The sequence below is a fragment of the Pseudomonas tremae genome, from assembly GCF_001401155.1.
GTDB lineage: Bacteria > Pseudomonadota > Gammaproteobacteria > Pseudomonadales > Pseudomonadaceae > Aquipseudomonas > Aquipseudomonas tremae.
Map to the genome: position 1 here is coordinate 75,159 of NZ_LJRO01000362.1, position 19,448 is coordinate 94,606.

15 protein-coding genes and 2 tRNA genes are annotated in these 19,448 nt (G+C 57.8%); 11 read left to right on the forward strand and 6 right to left on the reverse strand.

Annotated elements, in window-relative coordinates; translation table 11 throughout:
- Positions 1–17: 17 nt before the first annotated feature.
- Positions 18–863: an AAA family ATPase gene (locus tag ALO43_RS20635; protein ID WP_005892136.1), complete on the reverse strand. Its 846-nt coding sequence runs from the start codon at positions 861–863 to the stop codon at positions 18–20.
- Between the two features lie 177 nt (positions 864–1,040).
- Complete coding sequence (locus tag ALO43_RS20640) at positions 1,041–2,111, reverse strand: DUF748 domain-containing protein (protein WP_024669494.1); 1,071 nt, start codon at positions 2,109–2,111, stop codon at positions 1,041–1,043.
- A 127-nt stretch (positions 2,112–2,238) separates the two neighbouring features.
- Between ALO43_RS20640 and cysK the strand changes: the two genes are divergently transcribed.
- Entirely contained in the window at positions 2,239–3,213 is a 975-nt protein-coding gene (gene cysK / locus ALO43_RS20645; protein WP_005892144.1) for a cysteine synthase A, read from the forward strand.
- Between the two features lie 176 nt (positions 3,214–3,389).
- On the forward strand, positions 3,390–4,328 hold the full coding sequence (locus ALO43_RS20650; RefSeq protein ID WP_054991083.1) for an aspartyl/asparaginyl beta-hydroxylase domain-containing protein: 939 nt from the start codon (positions 3,390–3,392) through the stop codon (positions 4,326–4,328).
- A 54-nt stretch (positions 4,329–4,382) separates the two neighbouring features.
- Here ALO43_RS20650 and ALO43_RS20655 read toward each other — a convergent pair whose 3' ends face one another.
- Complete coding sequence (locus tag ALO43_RS20655; RefSeq protein ID WP_024689935.1) at positions 4,383–7,856, reverse strand: hybrid sensor histidine kinase/response regulator; 3,474 nt, start codon at positions 7,854–7,856, stop codon at positions 4,383–4,385.
- A 243-nt stretch (positions 7,857–8,099) separates the two neighbouring features.
- Here ALO43_RS20655 and ALO43_RS20660 point away from each other — a divergent pair, with 243 nt between their 5' ends.
- The gene (locus ALO43_RS20660; RefSeq protein ID WP_053932362.1) at positions 8,100–9,974 is read left to right on the forward strand and encodes an MFS transporter; all 1,875 of its coding nucleotides are present in this window, start codon (positions 8,100–8,102) and stop codon (positions 9,972–9,974) included.
- Between the two features lie 59 nt (positions 9,975–10,033).
- Here the strand turns inward: ALO43_RS20660 and ALO43_RS20665 are convergent, their stop codons facing one another.
- Together ALO43_RS20665 and rdgC are read right to left on the reverse strand one after the other, a co-directional pair.
- Positions 10,034–10,981, reverse strand: coding sequence for a bile acid:sodium symporter family protein (locus ALO43_RS20665; protein WP_053932361.1), 948 nt, complete (start codon positions 10,979–10,981; stop codon positions 10,034–10,036).
- A gap of 105 nt (positions 10,982–11,086) precedes the next feature.
- Positions 11,087–12,007 (reverse strand): recombination-associated protein RdgC, encoded by a 921-nt coding sequence (gene rdgC / locus ALO43_RS20670; RefSeq protein WP_005892159.1) that lies wholly within the window; start codon positions 12,005–12,007, stop codon positions 11,087–11,089.
- Positions 12,008–12,178: 171 nt separating this feature from the next.
- Between rdgC and ALO43_RS20675 the strand changes: the two genes are divergently transcribed.
- Positions 12,179–12,254 (forward strand) — tRNA-Val (locus ALO43_RS20675).
- Positions 12,255–12,275: 21 nt separating this feature from the next.
- Positions 12,276–12,352, forward strand: a tRNA-Asp gene (locus tag ALO43_RS20680).
- 200 nt (positions 12,353–12,552) lie between these two features.
- On the opposite strand, the gene ALO43_RS20685 is transcribed toward ALO43_RS20680, so the two are convergent.
- A complete protein-coding gene (locus ALO43_RS20685; RefSeq protein ID WP_024691466.1) occupies positions 12,553–13,362 on the reverse strand; it encodes an isocitrate lyase/PEP mutase family protein in 810 nt (269 codons plus the stop codon).
- Positions 13,363–13,699: 337 nt separating this feature from the next.
- Between ALO43_RS20685 and ALO43_RS20690 the strand changes: the two genes are divergently transcribed.
- The 6 genes from ALO43_RS20690 to ALO43_RS20715 all read left to right on the forward strand — a co-directional run bounded on the left by ALO43_RS20690 (position 13,700) and on the right by ALO43_RS20715 (position 19,386).
- Positions 13,700–14,095, forward strand: a complete 396-nt coding sequence (locus tag ALO43_RS20690) for a hypothetical protein (protein ID WP_005892161.1) — start codon at positions 13,700–13,702, stop codon at positions 14,093–14,095.
- 280 nt (positions 14,096–14,375) lie between these two features.
- Complete coding sequence (locus ALO43_RS20695; protein ID WP_005892162.1) at positions 14,376–15,566, forward strand: CaiB/BaiF CoA transferase family protein; 1,191 nt, start codon at positions 14,376–14,378, stop codon at positions 15,564–15,566.
- Between the two features lie 57 nt (positions 15,567–15,623).
- Positions 15,624–16,013, forward strand: coding sequence for a VOC family protein (locus ALO43_RS20700; protein ID WP_005892163.1), 390 nt, complete (start codon positions 15,624–15,626; stop codon positions 16,011–16,013).
- Positions 16,014–16,181: 168 nt separating this feature from the next.
- A complete protein-coding gene (locus ALO43_RS20705) occupies positions 16,182–17,594 on the forward strand; it encodes a DUF4329 domain-containing protein (RefSeq protein WP_054997988.1) in 1,413 nt (470 codons plus the stop codon).
- Between the two features lie 206 nt (positions 17,595–17,800).
- Complete coding sequence (locus ALO43_RS20710) at positions 17,801–18,571, forward strand: FKBP-type peptidyl-prolyl cis-trans isomerase (protein ID WP_005892165.1); 771 nt, start codon at positions 17,801–17,803, stop codon at positions 18,569–18,571.
- A 365-nt stretch (positions 18,572–18,936) separates the two neighbouring features.
- Entirely contained in the window at positions 18,937–19,386 is a 450-nt protein-coding gene (locus tag ALO43_RS20715; RefSeq protein ID WP_024669502.1) for a YkvA family protein, read from the forward strand.
- Positions 19,387–19,448 lie beyond the last annotated feature (62 nt).

Here is a 19,448-nt window from a genome sequence, read left to right on the forward strand (position 1 = left end):
AGGATGGATAAAGGCGATCAACGATTGCCGCGACGGCTCATGAACGCCAGACGCTCCAACAGGTGCACATCCTGCTCGTTCTTGACCAGCGCACCGGCCAGTGGCGGAATTGCTTTGGTCGGGTCGCGCTCGCGCAATACAGCTTCGCCGATGTTGTCGGCCATCAACAACTTCAGCCAGTCCACCAGTTCGGACGTCGAAGGTTTCTTCTTCAGACCTGGCACTTTGCGCACATCGAAGAACACGTCCAGCGCTTCGCTGACCAGGTCTTTCTTGATGTCCGGATAATGGACATCGACGATGCGTTGCAGGGTGGCGCGGTCCGGGAAGGCGATGTAGTGGAAGAAGCAGCGGCGCAGGAAAGCGTCCGGCAGTTCCTTTTCGTTGTTGGAGGTAATGATGATGATCGGGCGCTGCTTTGCCTTGATCGTCTCATTGGTCTCGTAAACGTAGAACTCCATCTTGTCGAGTTCCTGCAACAGGTCGTTGGGGAACTCGATATCGGCCTTGTCGATCTCGTCGATCAGCAGAATTACCCGTTCTTCGGACTCGAAGGCTTCCCAGAGCTTGCCCTTTTTCAGATAATTGCGCACATCGTGAACCTTGTCGACGCCCAGCTGCGAGTCGCGCAGACGGCTCACGGCATCGTATTCGTAAAGGCCCTGATGCGCCTTGGTGGTGGACTTGATGTGCCAGGTGATCAACCGTGCGCCGAAAGACTCTGCCAGTTGTTCGGCCAGCATGGTCTTGCCGGTGCCAGGCTCACCCTTGACCAGCAACGGACGCTCCAGCGTGATCGCCGCGTTGACCGCCAGCTTGAGATCGTCAGTGGCAACGTAGGCCGGAGTACCTTCGAACTTCATGATCCATCCTTTTCGCGTGGTCGCGCTTGGCCTGTTGGCACGCGTACCGTAATAGAAGCAAGCAATGCCAGGACTATAACTTGGCTGCCCGATGGCTGTGAACGTTGACGCCTCATTCAGTTCTTGAATGAGGCGTCACGCTGTGACCGGGCCTGGATGGCGCCGCTGTATTGCCGCTCAGGAGCCCTTGCTGTTTTCATACCGCGCATTGAACGCCTGGACAAATGCGTTGCGCAGGATCTGCAAAAAGGCCTGGAAGCCGCTGATGTCCTGCTGATGGACGCTGCCGCTGAGGTCGACACGGGTGGCGAACTGGTTCTCGCGCTGGTTTTTCAGCACGGTTTCGCTGGTGCCGACAAGTGCTTCCCAGACCGAGCGGAAAATGCCTTTGTCCTTGTTTTCAACATCCTGGTGCCAGTTGAAGACATCAACGTTGCGCAGCAAGGGCTTGATGTAACCCGTCAACTGGCCTTTATCGGCCTGTGCTTCAATCACAATATCGCCATCACCGGCGTTGAAGTCGAACTTGCCGTAGGCCGATGAAAAGTCATTGAGCTTCTTGAGCTGGATGCCGGTGGCGCGCAGGCGGAAGTCGAAATCCTCGAAGTTGCTGAACGGGTCGAACCTGGCCGTACTTTCCAGATCGGCGTGGCCCAGCAGGCGCGCCTTGCCCTTGAACTCGGCATCGCGATTGCCTTCGACGTCCACCACGTTGGTGAGGTTGTAAAAACTGGCATTGACCTGGTCAGCGTCGATTTTCACTTTGGGCGTCGAATTGAAGTTGTTGAACGTGATGCGTCCATTGTTGATTCGCAATTCGTTGAGGGTGATCGGCAACAGCTTGTCCAGTTGGGTACGCCAGTCGGTGCCCTGACCGGTCTGGGACGCTTGCTTGTTGTTGCCGCCGTCGACGAAGTTGATCTGCGGGTCTGTGAACAAGGCTTTCGCCACCACTGCATGATCGTTCCAGAGCGAGTTCCAGCTGACAGCCAGTTCGATCATAGGCGCATCGACAAATGGCACTGGAACCTTGCCATCGGTCTTGACGATCTTCAGCCCTTTGATCCGGTAGGCGCCGCGCCACAGTGCCAGGTCCACGTCGCTGATCTGCCCCCTGTAGTCACCCATGTCGGCGAGCTTGTCGTTGAGATAGTCGCGCACCAGGTACGGCAGGGCGATATTGATGGCGATCAGCAAGACGACCAGGGCGGCCATTGTCCATAGCGGCCAGCTGTAGCGACGTTTCATGACATGCGTCTCCTGTTTCAATGAGAGGATTGACTGCGCGCGCAGTCATACGTTCGGTCGGACTGGACGCCCATTGGATGGGGGCATAGGCTTTGGGTCTTTAACCGATGTGCACAAGGACACCATCATGAGTCGTATCTACGCGGATAACGCCCATTCCATCGGCAATACGCCACTGGTGCAGATCAACCGTCTCGCGCCGCGTGGTGTCACGATTCTGGCCAAGATAGAAGGGCGTAATCCAGGTTATTCCGTCAAGTGCCGTATAGGCGCCAACATGATCTGGGACGCCGAAAGCAGCGGCAGGCTCAAGCCCGGCATGACCATTGTCGAACCCACGTCGGGCAATACCGGGATCGGTCTGGCGTTTGTAGCTGCCGCCCGTGGTTACAAACTGATGCTGACCATGCCGGCCTCCATGAGTATAGAGCGTCGCAAGGTGCTCAAGGCGCTGGGCGCTGAGCTGGTGCTGACCGAAGCTGCCAAAGGGATGAAAGGTGCAATTGCCAGGGCCGAGGAGTTGCTGGCGGGCGATCCCGAAAAGTATTTCATGCCTGCGCAATTCGAGAACCCGGCCAACCCGGCCATTCATGAGAAAACCACCGGTCCGGAAATCTGGTCCGACACCGACGGCACCATTGACGTGTTGGTGGCCGGGGTTGGCACCGGCGGCACTATCACTGGCATTTCCCGGTACATCAAACACACCGCAGGCAAGCCGATCCTTTCGGTTGCGGTCGAACCGGACAGTTCACCGATCATCACCCAGGCGATGGCTGGCGAAGCGATCACGCCCAGCCCCCACAAGATTCAGGGAATTGGCGCGGGCTTCATCCCGAAAAACCTCGACCTGTCGATTGTCGATCGGGTCGAGCGTGTGACCGACGAGGAATCCAAGGCGATGGCCCGGCGTCTGATGCAGGAGGAGGGTATTCTCTGCGGTATATCCTGCGGCGCTGCGATGGCGGCTGCCGTCCGTCTGGCCGAGAAGCCGGAAATGCAGGGCAAAACGATTGTCGTGATCTTGCCGGACTCCGGCGAGCGTTACCTGTCAAGCATGCTGTTCAGCGACCTGTTCACCGAGCAGGAGTTGTCGCAGTAACACTTCTTCGAAGGTGTGTGCTTCATGCGGGCAACGCAAGGGTTTATGATGGCCAGCTTGCCAGTCGCCGGGCGGGGTTTCTGCCTGCACGGCGCCTGCGGTCCTTTGTTCAATATCATGCATCACTGCTGCCTGCGTGACGTTCGGCGTTACTCGCCCGCTTCAAGGAGAGCTTCATGACCCTTTCATTTGTTGCCAAGGCATCGATCCTGATGCTGTTTCTCGGCAGCACGCTATATGTTCACCTGCGTGGGCGCGCGCGGCTGCCTTTGTTGCGGCAGTTCGTCAATCATTCGGCACTGTTTGCGCCTTACAACGCGCTTATGTACCTGTTTTCCAGAGTGCCGTCCGAACCGTATCTGGACCGCAGCAAGTTTCCTGAACTCGACATCCTCAAGGACAACTGGGAAACCATTCGCGACGAAGCCATGCACTTGTTCGACGAAGGCTACATACGTGCGGCCGAGAAGAACAACGATGCCGGTTTCGGCTCGTTCTTCAAGAAGGGCTGGAAGCGTTTCTACCTGAAATGGTACGACAAGGCGTTGCCGTCTGCCGAAGCGCTGTGCCCGAAGACTGTCGAGCTGGTCAACAGCATTCCCAACGTCAAAGGCGCGATGTTTGCGCTGTTGCCAGGTGACAGCCACCTTAACCCGCACCGCGACCCGTTTGCCGGTTCGTTGCGTTATCACTTGGGCCTGTCCACGCCCAACTCGGATGCCTGCCGGATTTTCGTCGACGGCAAGGAGTACGCGTGGCGCGACGGCCAGGACGTGATGTTCGACGAGACTTACGTGCATTGGGTCAAGAATGAAACCACTCAGACCCGGGTGATTCTGTTCTGCGATATCGAACGCCCGCTGACCAACCGTTTCATGACGCGCGTCAACCGCGGCGTCAGTGCGTTTCTGGGGCGTGCAACAGCACCTCAGAACCTCGATGACGAGCGTGTCGGCGGGATCAATCAGGCGTATGCGTTCAGCAAGCGTTTCAGCGACGGCTTCAGTGGCAAGGTCAAGCAGTTCAAGCGCGCCAACCCCAAGGCATATCGCGTGCTGCGCCCGGTGTTGGCGGTCCTCGTACTGACATTGCTGGGTTACTGGTTGTTCGGTTGATCTTCTGATGTATCGGGTTGCTTGCCGCTTGGGCGGGCAACCCTTATCCCTTCCTTAATCCAGATTCACATGCCGACTCAACAGCGCTCGCAATGCGGCAGGCTTGACCGGCTTGGGCAGATAATCGAGCCCGGCGGCATGCACTTGGGCGATCAGCTCCGGTCGACCGTCGGCGCTGATGAGTACGCCGGGTACTGGCTGACCCAGACGGGTGCGTAACCAGGCCATCAGTTCAGTGCCGGTTTCACCCTCATCCAGGTGGTAATCCACCAGCGCAATCTGCGGCCTCATGCCGTTGTTCAACAGCACCTCGCATTCCTGGCGGTTACGAGCAGTCCAGACCTGACAGCCCCAGCGCGACAGCAGGCTGTTCATGCCGATCAGGATGCTGTCTTCATTATCGATGCACAGCACTTGCGTACCGTTCAGCGCAGGCCGGCTGATGTCTGCCTGAGTGGCAGGGATCGGTGCCTGAGCGGTGGCCAGTGGCACGCGTACGCTGAACACGCTGCCTTTACCGGTCCACGAACGCACCTGCAAAGGGTGCTCGAGAATGCGGCACAAACCATCCGCAATCGCCAGCCCCAGGCCCAACCCCTTGGCTGCGTGGGTCTTGTGGCTGTCGAGGCGTTTGAATTCCTCGAATATCACAGTGCGCTTGTCTTCGGGTATGCCCGGACCGCGATCCCATACTTCAAGGCTCAGGCTGTCACCATGGCGCCTGACGCCCAGCAGGACAGGGCCCTTGGCGTAGCGAAACGCATTGGTCAGGAAGTTCTGCAGAACGCGACGCAGCAGCTTGATATCACTGTCGACGCGCAGTGAACTGCCCCTGACACGGAACGCCAAACCTTGCTCGCCGGCCAGCGCCTTGAACTCGGCGCCCAGCGTGTCGAACAGCGCATTCAGCGGGAACGGCTGGCGATCCGGCGTGATCTTGCCGTTTTCAAGGCGAGAAATGTCCAGCAGGTCGCTGATCAAGTCTTCGGCGGAGCGCAATGAACTGTCCAGATGCTGGACCAACTGCTGAGCGTCTTTGGCAAGACCGTCCTGTTGATGGGACAGCGCTGCGGAAAACAGCCGTGCAGCGTTCAAGGGTTGCATCAGATCGTGGCTGACCGCCGCCAGAAAACGGGTTTTCGATTCGTTGGCGGCTTCAGCCGTGCCCTTGGCGTCGGTCAATGCCTGATTGAGTTGCGACAGCTCGTGGGTGCGCGCTGCGACGCGCTGCTCGAGGCTTTCGTTGACGCCCTTGAGCGCCTGCTCTGCGGCGCGAAACTCGGTAATGTCGGTAAAGCTCATGACGAAGCCGCCGCCCGGCATCGGGTTGCCGATCAGCTCGATCACCTGACCGTTGGGGAACAGCCGCTCCGAGGTGTGGGCACGGCCCTGGCGCATCCAGTGCAGACGTCGTGCGACGTGGACTTCCGCTTCGCCTGGCCCGCACAGTCCACGTTCGGCGTTGTAGCGGATGATGTCGGCAATCGGCCTGCCCACGCCGATCAGGCCTTCCGGGTAATTGAACAGCTCAAGGTAGCGACGATTCCACGCTACCAGTCTCAACGACTGATCGACCACGCTGATGCCCTGGGTGATGTTCTCGATGGCACCTTGCAGCAGCGCGCGGTTGAATTGCAGCACCTCGGAGGCCTCGTCGGCGATGCGCACCACGTCTTCAAGTTGCATCTCGCGGCCTTCGATAGCCGCTTTTACCACTGCGCGTGTCGAAGAGGTGCCCAGTACGCCTGCCAGCAGCCGTTCGGTATGGGCGATCCAGTCGCCGTCGGCGTTCTGGCTGGGGTTGAAGCGCTTGCCTTGCCGGTCGGCAAAACGGACGAAGCTCTGTTGTGCCCGATCCTCGCCGACAAAACGTGCTGAAAGACTGAGCAGGTCCTCGATCTGCACCGCCAGCAGCGGCCGGCTGTAGTCTCGCCCCTGAGTTTCCTGGCCGATGAAGCGGCCCGCCTGCCAGTGCTCGGTCACCCGCGTGCGTGACAGCATCGAGACCCAGGCGAACAGTGTGCAGTTGCCCGCCATCGACAGCACAACGCCTTGGGTCATGGGCGAGATGGGCAGATTCAGCGGGTTATTGTGCAGCCAATCCAGCAGCGGAAAACTGCTCAGTGACCAGCCCATGCCGTGCGCGGCGACTGGCAGCACCAGGGTGTAGAACCAGATGAAAATCCCGGCTGCCAGACCCGCGAACACGCCTCGGCGATTGGCCTGCTTCCAGTACAGCGCGCCGAACATGGCCGGCGCCAACTGTGTAATTGCCGCAAAGGCGATCTGGCCGATGGTCGCCAGGCTGGCGGTCGACCCCAGCATCCGGTAACTGACATAGGCCAGCAGCAGGATCATCACGATGCTGATGCGTCTGACCGAGAGCATCCAGTGACGAAACGCTTCGAACGGCCGCTCGGTATTTTTGCGCCGCAGCAGCCACGGCAGCAGCATGTCATTGGAGATCATCGTCGACAGAGCCACGCAGGCCACGATCACCATGCCGGTGGCCGCCGAAGCACCGCCGATGAAGGCCAGCAGAGCCAGTGACGGGTGCGCGTGCGCCAGCGGCAGGCTGATCACGAACGAGTCGGGCAGCATGGAGTCAGGCAGCAGCATCTGTCCGGCCAGCGCAATCGGCACTACAAACAGGGCCGCCAGCGCCAGATAGGCCGGGAACACCCATTTGGCGAGATTGAGGTCTTGAGGCTCGATGTTCTCTACCACGGTCACGTGAAACTGCCGGGGCAGGCAGACAATCGCCATCATCGCAACGCCGGTCTGCACGAACATCGACGGCCAGTTGATCGTATCCTGCCAGTATTCCTCAAGGCGAGGCGCGAGCTTGGCCTGATTGAACAGGTCATCGAAACCGTCATACAGGCCGAACGTCACGAACACACCGACCGCCATGAACGCGAACAGCTTGACCAGTGCTTCAAAGGCGATTGCCAGCACCATGCCACGGTGGTGTTCGGTGACATCCAGGTTGCGTGCGCCAAAGACAATGGTGAACAGTGCCAGAATCAGCGACACCACCAGCGCCGTATCCTGAGCGCGCGTGCCGGTCGAGTCGGCGACTGCGCCGATCAGGATATTCACGCCCAGCACGATGCCTTTCAGTTGCAGCGCAATGTACGGCAGCATGCCGATCAGGCAGATCAGCGCCACCATCACTGCCAGTGACTGCGATTTGCCATAGCGCGCGGCGATGAAGTCGGCAATTGAGGTGATGTTTTCCTGCTTGCTGATCAGGACCATTTTTTGCAGCACCCAGGGCGCCAGGACCATCAGCACGATCGGCCCCAGATAAATCGGCAGGAACGACCATAGCTGCTCGGCGGCCTGACCGACTGCGCCAAAGAACGTCCAGCTGGTGCAGTAGACCGCCAGCGACAGGCTGTATACCCAGGCGCGCATCGTCGGGCGCAGTGAAGCGCTGTACCGATCACCATAAAAGGCAATGGCGAACATGATGGCCATATAGGACAAGGCGACGGCCGCAATCAGCCCGCTGGACAGCGACATTTCAAATTCCACACCGTATCGACAGCACGCAGTCTCGCACGATGCACACGGTTCGTCTTTGTCGACCAAGGTCGAGCGTGGCAGGGTGTCGCAGCGGTCTCTCGAACGCCTGCTGTGAAAGGGAAGGGCGCCAGGTGATGTGTAAAAGGAAATGTCCTATCGACATTCACTGAAGTTACGTCTTCAATGTGCCTCGGATTGGCGGTTGCGTCAGTTCGCCCCAGCCTCTCAGGACCATGGACGATGAGCCAACAGTCGCAATTCAGCTTGCTCGGGAAACGTCGTTTCCTGCCATTTTTCATCACGCAGTCTCTCGGCGCGTTCAATGACAATATCTTCAAGCAGTCATTGATTCTCGCCATCCTTTACAAGCTGAGCATCGACGGGGATCGCTCGATCTACGTCAACCTGTGTGCCTTGCTGTTCATTCTGCCGTTCTTCCTGTTTTCGGCACTGGCCGGGCAGTTCGGCGAGAAGTACCCCAAAGACAAGCTGATCCGCATCATCAAGTTCGGCGAGATCGTCATCATGACGGTCGGCGCTGCAGGTTTTCTGTTCAATCATCTTGAGCTGATGCTGGCGGCACTGTTTGCGATGGGCACGCATTCTGCGCTGTTCGGGCCGGTCAAGTATTCGATTCTGCCGCAGCACCTGCGTGAGAGTGAGCTGGTTGGCGGCAACGCGCTGGTCGAGATGGGGACGTTCCTGGCGATCCTTGCCGGCACCATCAGTGCGGGGGTGATGATGTCTTCCTTGCACTACGGCTGGATCGTCTCGGCGGCGACTGTGCTGGTGGCATGCCTTGGGTTCATTGCCAGTTTCGGCATCCCGAGCGCCTCTGCCGCTTCACCCGAGATGAAGCTCAACTGGAACATCTTTACCCAGTCCTGGGCGACCTTGCGGATGGGTTTGAAGCAAACTCCTGCCGTATCGCGTTCGATTGTCGGTAACTCGTGGTTCTGGTTCGTCGGTGCTATTTACCTGACGCAGATCCCGGCCTATGCCAAAGAGTGGATGTACGGGGATGAAACAGTCGTCACCCTGATCCTTACTGTGTTTTCCATCGGTATTGCATTGGGCTCGTTGCTCTGCGAGCGCTTGTCCGGGCACAAGGTCGAGATCGGTCTGGTGCCGTTCGGCTCGATGGGCATGACGATTTTCGGTCTATTGTTGTGGTGGCATTCGGGCGGTTTCCCGCAAAACGTGCAGGCCAACGACTGGCTGGCAATACTTTCCTACGGGCAGGGCTGGCTGGTGCTGTTCGACATTCTGGGCATCGGCGTGTTCGGCGGCTTTTATATCGTGCCGCTGTACGCACTGATCCAGTCAAGAACCCCGGTCAAGGAGCGGTCACGAGTCATTGCGGCCAACAATATTCTCAATGCGCTGTTCATGGTGATCTCGGCGATCGTCTCGATCCTGCTGCTGAGCTTTGCCAATCTGTCGATTCCGCAGCTGTTCCTGGCGGTTTCGCTGATGAATATCGCGGTGAACATCTACATCTTCAAAATCGTCCCCGAGTTCACGATGCGCTTCATGATCTGGCTGCTTGGCCATTCCATGTACCGCGTCGAACACCGTGACCTGAACCGGATTCCAGACGAAGGTGCGGCGCTGCTGGTCTGCAACCATGTTTCCTTCGTCGACGCGCTGTTAATTGCCGGGGCGGTGAGGCGGCCGATCCGGTTTGTCATGTATTACAAGATCTACCAGTTGCCGGTGCTCAACTTCATCTTCCGCACCGCGGGGACCATTCCGATTGCCGGGCGCAACGAAGACATGGAAATCTACGAGCAATCGTTCAAGCGGATCGCACAGTACCTCGCTGAGGGTGAGCTGGTGTGCATCTTCCCGGAAGGCAAGCTGACCACCGATGGCGAAATCAACGGTTTCAAAAGCGGCATGAGCCGTATCATCGAGGAAACCCCGGTGCCGGTGATCCCGATGGCGCTGCAGGGGTTATGGGGCAGCTTCTTCAGCCGCGACCCCAGCAAGACGTTGTTTCGACGCCTGTGGTCGCGCGTGGTGCTGGTCGCCGGTTCGCCTATTGCCGCAGATGTTGCAACGCCGGTGGATGTGCGCGAAGCGGTCAAAGCGCTGAGAGGGGCAGTGCAGTAGTAGCTGCACTGGCCTGAATGTTGTAACGCTGTGCGTCGCCCTCGGGCGACGCACACGTATCAAAGGCTCGGCTTGTCGTCTTCTTCCGGCATCTTCCTGAAATACGTCGACAGCAATGCACCGGAAATATTGTGCCAGACGCTGAACAGCGCGCTTGGCACTGCCGCCAGTGGCGAGAAGTGTGCGCTGGCCAGTGCTGCCCCCAGGCCTGAGTTCTGCATGCCGACTTCCAGTGCCAGTGACTTGCGTTGCGGCAGTGGCAGTTTGAACACCTTGCCGGTGAAGTAACCCAGCAGAAAGCCGAAGGTATTGTGCAGGATTACCACGGCCATGATCAGCAGGCCGGATTCGGCGATTTTCGCCTGACTGACCGCGACTACGGCGCAGACGATCATCACGATGCTCACTACCGACACCAGTGGCAGAACGTCCACGGCGTAACGGACCCGCGCGCCCAGCAATCGCTGGGCGACCACGCCCAATACAATCGGCAGCATGACCAGTTGCAGGATCGACCAGAACATATCGAGGAAGGACACCGGCAGCCACGCCGACGCCAGCAACCAGATCAGGGTCGGGGTCAGCAGCGGGGCGAGCAGGGTGGTGACTGCAGCGATTGCCACCGCCAGCGCCAGATCACCCTTTGCCAGCCAGGCCATGACGTTGGATGAAGTGCCGCTCGGGCAGCAACCGACCAGAATCACACCCACGGCGATTTCCGGCGGCAGTTGAAACACCTGACACAGCAACCACGCCACGCCGGGCATGATCACAAAATGCGCGATCACGCCCAGTGCCACGCGCCAGGGGTTACGCGCAACTTCAGAGAAATCTTCGAGTTTCAGGGTCAGGCCCATGCCGAACATGACCAGCCCCAGCAGCGGCACAATCCAGCTTTTCAGGCCGATGAAGACCTGCGGGAACAGAAACGCCAGGATGGCGAACAGCAGCACCCAGTAAGCAAAGGTATTACCGACAAACCGACTCAAGGCTGCCAACGCACGCATGGCTCGTTCCTTCCTGTTTGAATAGTTGGTGTGAAATGAATGCGCCGTCTGAAAAGACGGCGCGGTGTTTCAGGCATCAAGGTTCGAAGCAACCGCGAGCGGGTATCAGATCCCTTGCGGAATTTCTTCGCCGCCCAGTGCTTCGAACAACTCCGGCAGAAACTCGCCGAAGGTCAGCATCATCAAGGTGAAACTGGCGTCGAGCTGGCCCAGCGCCTCATCGCCGCCGTCCTGTTCAGCCTGATCTTGCAGCAGGTCTTCGAACTTCAGGCGCTTGACCACCAGTTTGTCGTCCAGCACGAACGACAGCTTGTCCTGCCAGGCCAGCGACAGCTGGGTGACGACCTTGCCGGTGTTCAGGTGCAACTGGATCTCGTCGCTGGTCAGGTCCTGACGCTTGCAACGTACAATGCCGCCATCTTCATGGGTGTCGCGCAGTTCGCATTCGTCCAGCACAAAGAAGTTGTCCGCCGCTTTCTGGGTCTTGACCCAGTCGGTCATGGTCGCGCTTGGCGAAACCTTGACGGTCAGCGGACGTACCGGCAGTGAGCCGATGACTTCACGCAGGGTCGACAGCAGGTCTTCCGCGCGTTTCGGGCTGGACGCGTTGACCAGGATCAGACCCTGTTTCGGCGCAATGGCGGCAAAGGTCGCGGAGCGGCGTATAAAGGCACGCGGCAGGAAGGCCTGGATGATTTCATCCTTGAGCTGATCGCGTTCCTTTTTATAGACCTTGCGCATCTGCTCGGCTTCGATCTCGTCGACCTTTTCCTTGAGTGCGTCGCGTACGACGCTGCCCGGCAGAATGCGCTCTTCCTTGCGTGCGGCGATCAGCATGAAGTCCTGGCTGATGTGTACCAATGGAGCGTCTTCGCCTTTGCCGAACGGAGCGACGAAACCATAGGTGGCCACCTCCTGGCTGGCGCAAGCACGGGCCGGTTTGGTCGCAAGTGCTGTCTCCAGCGCTTCGGCATCAAAAGGCACGTCCTGGGTCAGGCGATAGACAAGCAGGTTTTTGAACCACATGAGGTGAATCTCTCTTTCTATACAAAGGCGGGCATTATTCGCTCCTAAGCTGCTTCGGCCAACCCTGCACAGCGCGTTTGTAAGCCTTTGGAAGGATTATAAAAATTATTTAAAAAATCGCTTGCCAGAGCACAGGTCGCTCCGTAGAATGCGCGCCACACCGAGAGTGAAGGGTGATTAGCTCAGCTGGGAGAGCAGCTGCCTTACAAGCAGCGGGTCGGCGGTTCGATCCCGTCATCACCCACCAAACTCACTTTTAGTGTTACGCGCAGCGGTAGTTCAGTCGGTTAGAATACCGGCCTGTCACGCCGGGGGTCGCGGGTTCGAGTCCCGTCCGCTGCGCCATATTCAGCTTCAAGGCCCTTGAACTCCTTGAAGCAAACAGAAAGCCCGCCTTGTGCGGGTTTTCTGCTTTCTGATGCTTTGAAAAAGCACATCTTTGATTATTTGGCGTAAAGGCAACTGCCAATTGTGTTGATGCCTGTCCCGGTTGATGTCGTTTTTCCAGGCTGGCGTCTTGTATCGCCAGCCCGTGCAGACATTCATTATTCGGTTTTAGTCGCCATCAAGGCGTTCACCTCACCGTAGGTGTGTGCTTTAAGCGCATGGGTGTCGAGTTGGCCTCTGTCGAGAAAGCTGCGCGCCAACCCGGCCATTGCGCCCTGCAGAAACTCGGCGATGCTCGAGCCGGCGCTCAATCGTCTGACGCCCAGACGCTTCAACTCTTCTACCGATGGCAGACCTTCCCGCGACAGCAGGTTGACCGGTAACGTGCTTTCAAGGCAAATAGTGCCGATGTCGCTCGACGTTACAACGCCTGCCGCAAATAGCCCGTTCGCCCCGGCATCGGCATACAGTGCTGCGCGTTTCAGAAGTTCTTCCAGACGTTGTTCGACGGGGAACAGATTCTTTAAATAAACATCGGTTCTTACATTGATAAACAGCCTGACGCCGGTCAGGTCTGCCACCTTTTTAGCAACGTCGATCTTGCGCACAAGCAACTCCGGAGAGTTTGTGCCGTCTTCGATATTAATGCCTACCGCCCCTGCGGCAATCACGGCATGGATTACTTTTTCGACCTGTGCCGGATCATCCGAGTAGCCGCCCTCGATATCTACGGTGAGCGGGACGCTGAGCACGCGTGCCATTGACCTGACGGTAGTGCTCAGCAGGTCGAGTGGCAGCTTGTTGCCATCCGGATAACCATGCGACCAGGCCACTGCCGCGCTGCTCGTCGCCACCGCCTTGGCGCCCAGGCTTTCGACCATGCGTGCGCCGCCCGCATCGGCTACGTTGGCCAGGATCAGCAGTCCATTTTTATGCAAATTGTGAAAAACAGTATCCAGTGCAGTCATTACAATTCAACTCCTTCGAGACGCGGCTTTATATGGCAAGGTCCGGTTGATTGTTACAGCGCGGCACGGCTTCTCATACAGTGCCGTATCGGTTGTTTCAGCACATCATCAGGTAAGACGTTGTCTTTTACAATGTCAGTCATTTCCTTATTTATTGAAATTAGTGGCTCGCTCTCCGTTTGGACTGATCAAGCCCTTGATTTCTCCTCTTTGCTGGTATTAGCTGGTTTTACGAGTCGGCACCCTAAGTGGTGCTGGCCGAGTGCTTGATTACCTGATTTTATATAATCGCCCAGTCAGGGCGGTTGAACACTGCCTATTCAAATAAGGAAGTTATATGAACACGTGTCTAAAACTGTTATTGGCCGTTTCGGTCATGGCAGCCTCCGTCAGCGCCCTGGCCTCGGCTGCGCTGCACACTGCAACTATAGACCAGCACGGCACTGTCGTTGCTCAGTCTTCCCCATGGATCAAATCCGTTAGCTACAACAGTCAGAGTGATTACTTTGCGACGTATAAAGTATTCTTCAAAGAGGGACAGTTTGAAAAGTCCCCTGGTTTCTGCGCCGTGTCGTCTATTGACACCAGTGATTATGAGCGCCTGTTCTACGGCCACGCCAAGTTGGGCGGCGCTGCTACAACAAAAGAAGTCAATGTATTGGGCCTCATGGTAGGCAAGCGCGGCGCTTCGGGGGATTCCTCGATGAGTTTCCAGTTGGCGTGCAGTAACTGAATGAGTGGGCCTCGCTTCATGCGAGGCTCATAACTTGGAGTGGCGCCGATTAGCACTGTTGATTTCCAGGACCACTCATCATGCAATTGCCTGCCTGCCACTGGTTATCTGACAAAGCTGAGCTGTGATGGCAAGCTAGAGTTAAGTGGTCGCCCTTAATATTGGCGCTTTGATAGATCGTCTCTGCGCTGACTGTTTTGTAAACGACTAATCCCCCGGCTTTCCATTCAGCGCGTTTGCGCCGATCATTCGTCCATTCCCTCACAAGAATGGACGTGTCATGAATCTACCTTTGCAAGGTATCAAAGTGGTGGAGCTGGGCCAGCTTATTGCCGGGCCTTTTGCGGCGAAGATCCTTGCCGAGTTCGGTGCCGAAGTCATCAAGGTCGAGCCGCCGCTGACGGGTGACCCATTACGCAAGTGGCGTCTGCTGCATAACGGTACTTCCGTCTGGTGGGCGGTGCAGTCGCGAAACAAGCAATCGGTAACCCTCGATCTGCGTCAGCCCAAGGCGCAGGAAATGGCTCGGCGGCTGATCCGTGATGCCGATGTGCTGATCGAGAACTTCCGCCCCGGTACGCTTGAAAGCTGGGGCTTGAGCTGGGAGGAGCTGCATGCGCTCAACCCGAAGCTGATCATGTTGCGGGTTTCCGGCTACGGGCAGACCGGCCCTTATCGGGACCGGCCTGGTTTCGGTGTGATAGGCGAGGCAATGGGGGGGGTGCGACATTTATCGGGTGAGGTGGGGCGCACGCCGGTGCGTGTCGGTGTGTCGATCGGTGATTCGCTGTCTGCGCTGCACGGCGTTATTGGCATCCTGCTGGCTTTGCGTCACCGCGAGCAAAGAGGTGGCGACGGTCAGCAGATCGACGTCGCGCTGTACGAGTCGGTGTTCAATATGATGGAGAGCCTGATTCCAGAGTACTCAGTATTCAATACGGTTCGTGAGCCGGCTGGCAGCAGCCTGCCAGGTATCGCCCCGACCAATGCTTACCGCTGCAATGACGGCAAGTACGCCCTGATCGCGGGTAATGGCGACAGCATCTATCGTCGTCTGATGGAGAAGATAGGTCGCATGGACCTTGCCAACGATCCTGAGCTTGCGCACAACGAGGGCCGGGTCAGGCACGTGGCGCGCATTGATGCGGCCATCTCGACCTGGACCGCCGAGCGCTCGCTTGACGATGTGCTGGCGGCCCTTACAGAGGCGCGTATTCCAGCGGGCAAGATCTACGACGCAGCGGACATAGCCAGCGATCCGCATTATCAGGCGCGAGATATGCTGCTGCAGACCACACTGGATGACGGCACCCCAGTCACCGTGCCGGGCATTGTGCCCAAGCTGCTGGACACGCCAGGACAGGTCCGGTCGCCCGCACCGACACTTGGGCAGCACACCGATGTAGTGCTGGAAGCACACGGTATCGATGCCGACACCCGCGCAGAGTGGCGTCGGTTGGGCATCATCTGATCCATAATCTCGCTGCTGACGTAAACAAAACTCTATTTTTCAAACGGAGCTGATCCCGTGATTGATCATCTGGACCATCTGGTATTGACCACCGCTGACATTGACGCATGCAAGGATTTTTACGTGCGCGTGATGGGCATGACCCCTGAACGCTTTCGTCAGGGCCGTCTGGCGTTCCGCTTCGGCAATCAGAAAATCAATGTGCATGAACGCGGCAGAGAATTCGAACCCAAGGCTCATCTGCCCGTGCCGGGTGCGCTGGACCTGTGTTTTATCGCCAGCGTTCCGCTTGAACAGGTGATCGTGCACCTGAGCGAGCAGGAATGGCCGATTGAAGAAGGGCCGGTTGATCGCACCGGGGCGACAGGCCCTATCCGCTCGGTGTACGTGCGTGACCCGGACCTGAACCTGATCGAAATCTCCGAGCTCGTTGGTCCCGGTATCTGACCCTGCAGCTTGGAGCGTTTTGCTGGTCCTGAGCGGTTTCACAACCAGGACCAGGCACGTCGCGAATCATAGGCCCCAGTTCGCGGTGTCATATCCCGCTATGTCATCTCGCCCCTTCAGTTTGCTTACGCTCCTGACTCGATCAGTCAAGCTCAAGGAGCTGCAAACATGTACCTCAGAACAAAACGTCCCAAGCAATCCGCAGGTGATCGGGGGCATCCGGCCATGCCGACGCTCAGCGCACCGTTCGATCATCCTGACGAGGCGGCGCGTTACGCCCACGAGCGGATAGGCAATCGGCGTGACCGTGAATACGGCGGCTTCATTCTGGTTCGGGACGACGGCAAGTACGTCGCGACCGAGCCCATGAATGGCAGTCAGTTCAGTTTCGACCCGAATGAAGTGTTCCCTCGCAACGACGAGGAAGGTTATGTGCTTTATCCGGAAGGGCATGACGACTATGCGATCTACCATTCCCACCCTTCATTGCAGGCTGGGCTTGAAGAGTGGCCGGAGCCCGAAAAGGTCACGTACCCGAACAGTTTTTCAGCGGGCGACATTTATGCGGTGATCTCTGACGAAATCTGTCCGGCGTTTTATCTGTCCGGCCCTGACGGCTCGTTGATCAAATACACACTGTCCCATTCCGCCGCTGAGACAGCGTTGTTCGCGCGTGTGGCCGGCCCCTCAGGCATACCTCACCTCAGCAGGCTTAGCGAGGTGCAACGGTCATTACAGAACCTCACGCTTATGCCCAGCGACGTAGTACGCCTGCTGGCAGCTGCAGGGGACTTGCAAGTCGTGGTACCAAGCCTGTTGTGGGGGCGTGCTGGAAAGGTCTCAGCCGACTGGCGACCTTTTCCCGGCCAGCTTGCCTCTGATGAACCAAGAGTCTCTGCGCCCGCCACCTGTGAAGCGGTGTTGCCGCCCGTACCGTTGAGCCTGAGCCCTCAATTCTCCAGTGCCGATGATGGCGCCCGTTACGTGCACGGCCAGATCGGCGCTCGTATTCATTCGCCGATCATCGGGTTTCTGCTGTTCAATCCGGTGTTGCGAACCTACCTTGTCGCCGAGCCGATTCTGGAGGACGGCTATCCGGTTTATGCGCCGTGTTCGGTGTTTCATCCGGATGCCTTTTACCGACCCGCGTTGCCTGCCGGTTACCGCGTCGACGGGATGTATTTTTCACCCGCCAACCTGGCAGCGGAGGGCGGGCATGAAACGCAGCGTCCGTTCTTCGAGCCAGACGACCTGCACCGGGTGTTCACGTATCGACACATCCCCGCAAAACGGCCAAAGGGCTTACCGATTCGCTACGGGTTCGAGATGTCGGCGATTTATTTCCTGGCTGGCGACGGTGCATTACTCTGTTACACACCCAGCAAGTCCGTTCAGGAAAATCAATTGGCGCAAGGTGTGTCACGGGTCTATTCGGGGGCTCAATCCATACAAGCGCAGCTCGCGGCCGGCACGATCAGTGCGGACGAATTCGTTCGTCATGTCGCGCGAGCCGGTCATCTCCGGGTCTTGCAGACCAGCAAGAGCTGGCCTGTCGCAGGGGTGATCAGCCATATGCCCTGAACTTTTTGCAGCCTGACTGCGCTTTACGCGAGGGACTCGCAAACTGAACTGCAACTGAACAATGCGGTGTCGAGCCGGGAAAGCCTTTGGATACCTGAACTTATCGGCTTTTTCTCCCTCTCATGCCGGTAGCCATTGATCGCGGCGGCCTGATAAGCTCGCGGCTTTACTCGTTTGCCCTTTTGGCGCATGAACAAGGAATTAGCATGAAACAGCATCGGTTGGCAGCGGCGATTGCCCTGGTCGGTCTGGTACTCGCAGGTTGTGATAAGCAGGCCAGCACCGTAGAGCTGAAAACCCCAGCACAAAAAGCGTCCTATGGCATCGGTCTGAACATGGGCAAAAGCCTGGCTCAGGAAGGTATGGACGATCTGGATTCCAAAGCTGTGGCTCTGGGTATCGAAGACGCTGTTGGCAAGAAAGATCAGAAGCTCAAAGACGAAGAGCTGGTTGAAGCGTTCTCTGCTCTGCAGAAGCGTTCCGAAGAGCGTCTTGCCAAGATGAGCGAAGAAGCATCGGCAGCGGGCAAGAAATTCCTCGAAGAAAACGGCAAGAAGGACGGCGTGGTCACCACTGCCTCCGGTTTGCAGTATCAGATCATCAAGAAAGCCGATGGCCCACAGCCTAAGCCGACTGATGTTGTGACTGTTCACTACGAAGGCAAGTTGATCGACGGCAAGGTCTTCGACAGCTCTGTAGATCGCGGTAGCCCGATTGACCTGCCGGTAGGTGGCGTGATCCCGGGTTGGGTCGAAGGTCTGCAACTGATGCACGTAGGTGAGAAGATCAAACTCTTTATCCCTAGCGATCTGGCCTACGGTGCCCAGAGCCCGAGCCCGGCGATCCCTGCCAACTCGGTTCTGGTCTTCGATCTGGAATTGCTTGGCATCAAGGATCCGGCGGCTGCACCGGCACCTGATGCTGACGAAGAAGAATCAGCTCCAGCTGCTTCGGCTTCGGCTCCGGCCAAGAAGTAACGCAACACCTGGCTACGAAAAACGCCCTGTCTCGACAGGGCGTTTTTTTGTGCATTTTATTTCTCGAACGCTTGGCCGTCCTTACAGTCCCACTATCATGGCTGCAGCGATGAGGATTGTTCGACAGTCGGGCAGGTTCATTGCGTCTTTCCAGAAGACCCGCAGAGTCAACATTTTTTGCAGTTTTTTTGTGAGTAAAAAACGCCCGATCTAACTGCGGCCCCACGGAAACGGGGGGTTCAGGCATTAAAAAAGCGGCTGTTCACAAGGTTATCCACAATTATTGTGGATAACCTTGAGCGCCAGACAGGCCGGTTCTCACGACCGCTGTTTATCCAGACACAATTTGCTGAATGGGAGTGGGTATGAAAGCACCGTGGAATCTGATCCGTTATCTGCCCGGCGCTCGTCGTCTGCTGGCCGCAGGGCGGCTGCCGGGACTGTTGTTTGCGGTTGCGCGCAAGGGCAATAGCGAAGGCAATCGTCTGGGCAAGCTCAAGGAGGACCTGCGTCTGCTTCAGGCATTGTGTCTGGCCTACTGGCGTGGCGAATACCGAAGTATCAGCCCCAAGGCAATCCTGTCGATCGTTGCCGGGTTGATGTACTTCCTCAGCCCGCTGGACGCGATACCAGACTGGATTCCGGGCCTCGGGATGCTGGATGACATCGCGGTCCTGGCCTGGGTCACCAAGCATTTGAGCGACGAGCTCGACGCTTTTCGCGCATGGCGAGCGCAGCAGCCTCCCGAAAAGCTGATCGTGGTCGAGCAGTTGCCCAAGACTCAGGCGCTGCTGGAGAAAGAGCGCAAGGTGTGAGTCTCGCGGATTGAACACAAGACCTGGCGTTCCGCTGTTAAGATGCCAGCATCCGACGTAAG